Source organism: Streptomyces sp. PU-14G (assembly GCF_041028275.1).
GTDB lineage: Bacteria > Actinomycetota > Actinomycetes > Streptomycetales > Streptomycetaceae > Streptomyces.
In genome coordinates this window covers 1-5,989 of record NZ_JASKYT010000400.1, presented here as the reverse complement: position 1 = coordinate 5,989, position 5,989 = coordinate 1, and the positions used below count along the sequence as shown (strand labels likewise).

Here is a 5,989-nt window from a genome sequence, read left to right as displayed (position 1 = left end):
GGGCGGGGCCGGGCGGCGTCGACGATCACCGAGCGAGCATAGCCGCGGGGCGGCAGCGCCTCGCGGCGACCGCCCACGGCGGCGCCTCGCCGCGGTCCCGGCGCAACACCGCGCCGGCGGGTCGCCGCGCCGGCGGGTCGGCGCGCCGACGCACCGACCCGCCGGCGGGCCGTTCCGTCACCCCGACGGCGCCCTGCCTGTGGCAACGGAGGGCAAAGCGGGGAGGGACGTCAGGTGCGCGAAGTCACCGACCCTCTGCTGAAGCTGGTGCGGCGCCCGCACCAGGAGCCCGTGGTCGCCCAGACGGCCAGGTCCACCATCGCCGCCGTGATCAGCTACGTCGTCGCCCTGCAGCTCAGCAGCGAACCGGCACCGCTGACGGCGCCGCTCACCGCGCTGCTGGTCACCCAGGTCACCCTCTTCACGACGCTGCGGACCGGCGTCCGCCGCGTCAATGCCGTGGTCGCGGGCGTGCTGCTCTCCAGCGGCTTCAGCGCTCTGGTCGGGCTGACCTGGTGGAGCCTGGGCGTGGTCATCCTCGCCGCCCTGATCGTCGGCCGGTTCGTCAAGGCCGGCGAGTTCGTGCCCGAGACCGCGATCAGCGCCATGCTGGTGCTGGGCGTGACACAGAGCCAGGTCGCCTCGATGGCCTGGGACCGGGTGCTGGAAACGCTGATCGGCGCCATCGTCGGACTGGCTTTCAACGTGCTGTTCGTGCCGCCCGTGTGGGTGCAGCCGGCCGGAGACGCCGTCCTCGACCTCGCGGGCCGCATGCGGAACCTGCTGGCCGGACTCGGTGACGACGTCCGCGGCCACACACCCGTCAGCCGGGCCGCCGACCGGCTGCACCAGGCGCGGCGACTCGACCACGACATCGTCGAGGTCGACGTCGAGCTGCGGCGCGCCGAGGACAGCCTCCGGCTCAACCCGCGCGTACGGGAGGGGCTGCTCTCCCGCGTCGTGATGCGCACCGGACTCGACACCCTGGAGATCTGCGCCGTCGTGCTGCGCACCACCTGCCGCACCGTCACCGACCTGGCCAAGAAACGCACCACCGAGCCCCTGTTCCGCGACGACATCGCCGAGGGCATGCACGAGCTGTTCGTCGAGATGGCCCGCGCGGTCGAGGCGTTCGCGGAGCTGATCACCACGCCCGTCAGCTCCAACGCGGAGGAGGCCGAGGCACAGCTCGTGCGCTCCCTGGAAGCCAGCCGCACCCGCCGCGACACCGTCGCCTTCCAGCTCCTGGACACTGTCCGCGCCCATCCGCGCCAGTGGCAGCTGCACGGTGCGCTGCTCGCCGAGGCCGACCGCATCCTCGACGAGCTGGACGTCGAGAAGCGGTCCGAACGCCTGTGGGAGGAGCTCGACCGCCAGTCCCGCGAGAAGCGCGAGAAGAACCGCCTCCTGCGAGGTCTGCGCCAGTTGCGCCGCCGCGAGCGCTCCCGCCAGAAGGAGCGGGAGGAGGAACGCGAGCTGGAGTGGGAGGAGGAACAGGGGGGAGAACGGTGAGGGGGACGGTGAGCGGGCGCCGACGTCAGCTCTTGCCGGGGTTCCGCTCCGGCGCGTACCGGGGCAGCCCGTCCGTCGCCAGCTCCGTGCGCAGTTCCTCCAGGTCCAGCCGGACGTGCTCGCCGTATACGCCGTGCAGCGTGCCCTGGTACGTGCCTTCCTTCGGCACCGTGTGCAGCGTCCAGCGTCCCTGCCGCGGGTCGATCACCAGATAGGCGGGCACGTTCGCCTCCGCGTACCAGCCGACCATGTCCCGCGTGTCCTTGGTGGCGCTGCCCCGGGAGACCACCTCGACGGCCAGCACCACGCTCCCCGGCTCCGCCAGCCAGTCGTCGGAGTCACCGAAGGCGGCGTCGCAGACCAGGAGGTCGGGCGTCGCGTAGTCGTTCGGGTCGTGTGGGAGAGCCACGGAGGCGAGCTGGAAGGCGTCCAGATCCTTGGGCAGGATCGGGAGCAGCTGCCGTTCGACCACATTGACCACCTTCGCGTGCTTGCCACGCGGGGTGGGAGGCATCATGAGAACCCCTCGGATGATCTCGGCGCGCAGGCCCGTGGCCTCCTCCGCCGCCTCTGCCGCGCGGCGCAGCCGAGTCATTCCTGGCTCCGGGACAGTCATGGTCGTGAGTCCTCCTACCGCCCCGCGTGTCGCGAACCTACGGGGCACGACGCGGGAGCGGTGTCTTAGAGCGCTCTTTTCACACTAACCGGTGATCAGGCTCCCGGCACCGTCGTCAGGAACTCCCCCACCCAGGCCAGCAGTTCGCGGCCCGTCAGGGGCTTGCCGCCGATACCGCCCGGCTTGGGGCGGGGCACCAGGACCTGGTGGGCGGCCGACTTGATCACCGAGCCCGGGTAGACCCGCTTGAGCCGCAGCTCCTGGGACTCGCGCAGCTCGACGGGGCTGAAGCGGATGTTGTTGCCCTGGAGGGTGATGTCGGTGACGCCGACCGTGCGGGCCAGCATCCGCAGGCCGGCGACCAGCAGCAGGTTCTCCACCGGCTCCGGCAGCGGCCCGTACCGGTCGGCCAGCTCCTCGCGCACCGAGGTGATGTCCTCCTCCGTGGTGGCGGAGGCGATCGACCGGTACGCCTGGAGCCGCAACCGCTCGCCCGGCGCGTAGTCGTGCGGGACGTGCGCGTCGACCGGCAGCTCGATCTTGACCTCCGGCGGGGCCTCCTCCACCGGACCCGCCTCACCCGACTCCAGCGCGGCCCGGAAGTCGGCCACCGCCTCGCCGACCATCCGCACGTACAGGTCGAAGCCGACGCCCGCGATGTGCCCGGACTGCTCGCCGCCGAGCAGGTTGCCCGCGCCGCGGATCTCCAGGTCCTTCATCGCCACGTACATGCCGGCACCCATCTCGGTGTGCTGGGCGATGGTGGCCAGCCGCTCGTGCGCCGTCTCCGTCAGCGGCTTCTCCGGCGGATAGAGGAAGTAGGCGTAGCCGCGGTCCCGGCCGCGGCCCACCCGGCCGCGCAACTGGTGGAGCTGGCTGAGGCCGAAGTTGTCGCCGCGCTCGACGATGAGGGTGTTCGCGTTGGAGATGTCGATGCCGTTCTCCACGATCGTCGTGGCCACCAGCACGTCCGACTTCTTCTCCCAGAAGTCGACCACCACCTGCTCCAGCGCCTGCTCCGACATCTGCCCGTGCGCGGTGGCGATCCGCGCCTCCGGCACGATCTGCCGCAGCCGCGCCGCCGCACGGTCGATGGACTCCACCCGGTTGTGGATGTAGAAGACCTGCCCCTCGCGCAGCAGCTCGCGCCGGATCGCCGCGCCGATCTGCTTCTCCTCGAACGGGCCGACGAAGGTGAGCACCGGGTGCCGCTCCTCCGGCGGCGTAGTGATCGTCGACATCTCGCGGATACCGGTCACCGCCATCTCCAGCGTCCGGGGGATCGGCGTCGCCGACATCGTCAGCACGTCCACGTTGGCCCGCAGCTTCTTCAGCTGCTCCTTGTGCTCGACACCGAAGCGCTGCTCCTCGTCGACGATGACCAGGCCCAGCTCCTTGAACTTCGTCTCCGACGAGAACAGCCGGTGCGTGCCGATGACGATGTCCACCGTGCCCTCGCGCAGCCCGTCCAGCGTCGCCCGCGCCTCGGTGTCCGTCTGGAACCGCGACAGCGCCCGCACGTTGACGGGGAACTGGCCGTACCGCTCGGAGAACGTGGAGAAGTGCTGCTGCACCAGCAGCGTCGTCGGGACGAGGACAGCGACCTGCTTGCCGTCCTGCACCGCCTTGAACGCGGCCCGCACCGCGATCTCCGTCTTGCCGTAGCCGACGTCACCGCAGATCAGCCGGTCCATCGGGACCGACTTCTCCATGTCCTCCTTGACCTCGCCGATCGTGGTGAGCTGATCGGGCGTCTCGGCGTACGGGAACGCGTCCTCCAGCTCCCGCTGCCAGGGGGTGTCCGCGCCGAACGCGTGCCCCGGCGCGGCCATCCGGGCGCTGTAGAGCTTGATCAGGTCCGCGGCGATCTCCTTGACCGCCTTCTTCGCCCGCGCCTTCGTCTTCGTCCAGTCCGCGCCGCCCAGCCGGTGCAGCGTGGGCTGCTCGCCGCCGACGTACTTGGTGATCTGCTCCAACTGGTCCGTCGGCACGAACAGCCGGTCGCCCGGCTGCCCGCGCTTCGCCGGCGCGTACTCCACCAGCAGATACTCGCGGGTCGCGCCCTGCACCGTACGCTGCACCATCTCGATGTAGCGGCCCACACCGTGCTGCTCGTGCACGATGAAGTCACCCGGCTGCAGCGTCAGCGGATCGATCTGCTTGCGGCGCCGCGCCGGCATCCGCGTGCCGTCCTTGCCCGCCGCCTTCTGGCCCGACAGATCCGTCTCCGTCAGCACCGCCAGCTTCAGCCCCGGCGCGAGAAACCCGTTGTCCAGGGAGCCGCAGGCCACATGCACCAGGCGCGGGTCGAGCGCCAGCTCGGAGCCCTCCAACCGCGCCGGCACGCCCTCACCGCCCAGCACCTCCACCGTGCGGGACGCCGGACCGTGCCCCTCGGTGACGTACACACAACGCCACCCCTGGGCCAGCCAGCCCTTGGTGTCCGCCAGCGCGCGCGCCGTGTCCCCCCGGTACGTCTCCGGCGCCTGCAGGCCCAGCCTGAGCGTGTCCCCGTCCCCGTCCCCATCCCCTTCCCCGTCCTCCGCCGCCTCGACGTCGGCGGTGAACTGGCTGACCGACCACCACATCATGCCCAGCTCGCGCGCGTGCTCCCGCACCTCGGCGATACCGCGCAGCGAAGCGGCGCCCACATCGATCGGGGCCGCACCGCCCTGGCCGTCGCCGCTGCCGGCCGCCGCCCACGACGCCTGCAGGAACTCCTGGCTCGTCGCCACCAGGTCCGCGGCCCGCGTCCGCACCCGCTCCGGATCGCACACCACCGTCATGCTGCCCGCGGGCAACACGTCCAGCAGCAGCTCCATGTCGTCCACCAGCACCGGCGCGAGGGACTCCATGCCCTCCACCGCGATCCCCTCGGCGATCTTGCCGAGCAGCTCGTGCAGCTCCGGATGGAGCTCCATCAGCTCCGCGGCGCGCCGGCGCACCTCGGGCGTCAGCAGCAGCTCCCGGCACGGCGGCGCCCACAGCCCGTGCTCGGCGACCTCCAAGGAGCGCTGGTCGGCGACCTTGAACCAGCGGATCTCCTCCACCTCGTCGCCCCAGAACTCCACCCGGACCGGGTGCTCCTCGGTCGGCGGGAACACGTCCAGGATGCCGCCGCGCACGGCGAAGTCGCCGCGCTTCTCCACCAGCTCCACCCGCGCGTACGCCGCCGCGGACAGCGCGTCCACGACCTCTTCCAGATCGGTGGTCTGCCCCTGCTTGAGGGCGACGGGAACCAGGTCCCCCAACCCCTTGACCTGCGGCTGGAGCACCGAGCGGATGGGCGCGACGACGACGGAGACCGGCCCGGTGGCCGGATCGTCCACATCCGGGTGCGCCAGCCGGCGCAGCACCGCGAGCCTGCGGCCCACCGTGTCCGAGCGGGGGCTCAGCCGCTCGTGCGGCAGCGTCTCCCACGACGGGAACTCGACGATGCCCTCCTGGGGCAGCAGCGAGCGCAGCGCCCCCGCCAGATCCTCCGCCTCCCGGCCCGTGGCCGTCACCGCCAGCACCGGACGCTGCGCGGAGCGTGCCAGCGCGGCGACGGCGAACGGGCGGGCCGCGGCGGGGCCCACCATGTCGACATGGTGGCGGTTGCCGTCCGCCGCGGCCCTGACCGCCTCCTCAAGCGCGGGGTCCTCGGTGACGGCGTCGAGCAGACCGTGCAGGCTCATGGGCTTCGCTTTCGGCTTTCCGTCCGGTGGCGGGGGGCGTGCGGGGGCGTACCGCGGGCACGCCAAAGGGCCCGACACAACCTGTTCGGGCCCTTCCAGACTACGCCGCCCGGCCGACACCCTCCCCTCGTCCGCCGCGGGCCCGGCTCCGCTGGGGGGCGCGCCGGGGGGGGCGCCCCCCAGC

3 protein-coding genes are annotated in these 5,989 nt (G+C 72.0%); 1 reads left to right on the top strand and 2 read right to left on the bottom strand.

The window, feature by feature from the left end; all coding sequences use genetic code 11:
* Window positions 1-234 precede the first annotated feature (234 nt).
* Window positions 235-1,512 (top strand): aromatic acid exporter family protein, encoded by a 1,278-nt coding sequence (locus AB8Z75_RS29915; protein WP_369207436.1) that lies wholly within the window; start codon window positions 235-237, stop codon window positions 1,510-1,512.
* 25 nt (window positions 1,513-1,537) lie between these two features.
* Here the strand turns inward: AB8Z75_RS29915 and AB8Z75_RS29910 are convergent, their stop codons facing one another.
* Both AB8Z75_RS29910 and mfd read right to left on the bottom strand, forming a co-directional pair.
* Window positions 1,538-2,128, bottom strand: a complete 591-nt coding sequence (locus tag AB8Z75_RS29910) for a Uma2 family endonuclease (protein ID WP_369207434.1) — start codon at window positions 2,126-2,128, stop codon at window positions 1,538-1,540.
* A gap of 95 nt (window positions 2,129-2,223) precedes the next feature.
* Window positions 2,224-5,805 carry a transcription-repair coupling factor gene (gene mfd / locus AB8Z75_RS29905; RefSeq protein ID WP_369207432.1) on the bottom strand — a complete coding sequence of 1,194 codons (3,582 nt, stop codon included), beginning with the start codon at window positions 5,803-5,805 and terminating at the stop codon, window positions 2,224-2,226.
* Window positions 5,806-5,989 lie beyond the last annotated feature (184 nt).

Excerpts from the sequence above, each read along its gene's own strand:
- AB8Z75_RS29910 (WP_369207434.1), bottom strand. The coding sequence starts at position 2,128 with ATGACTGTCCCGGAGCCAGGAATGACTCGGCTGCGCCGCGCGGCAGAG.
- mfd (WP_369207432.1), bottom strand. The coding sequence starts at position 5,805 with ATGAGCCTGCACGGTCTGCTCGACGCCGTCACCGAGGACCCCGCGCTT.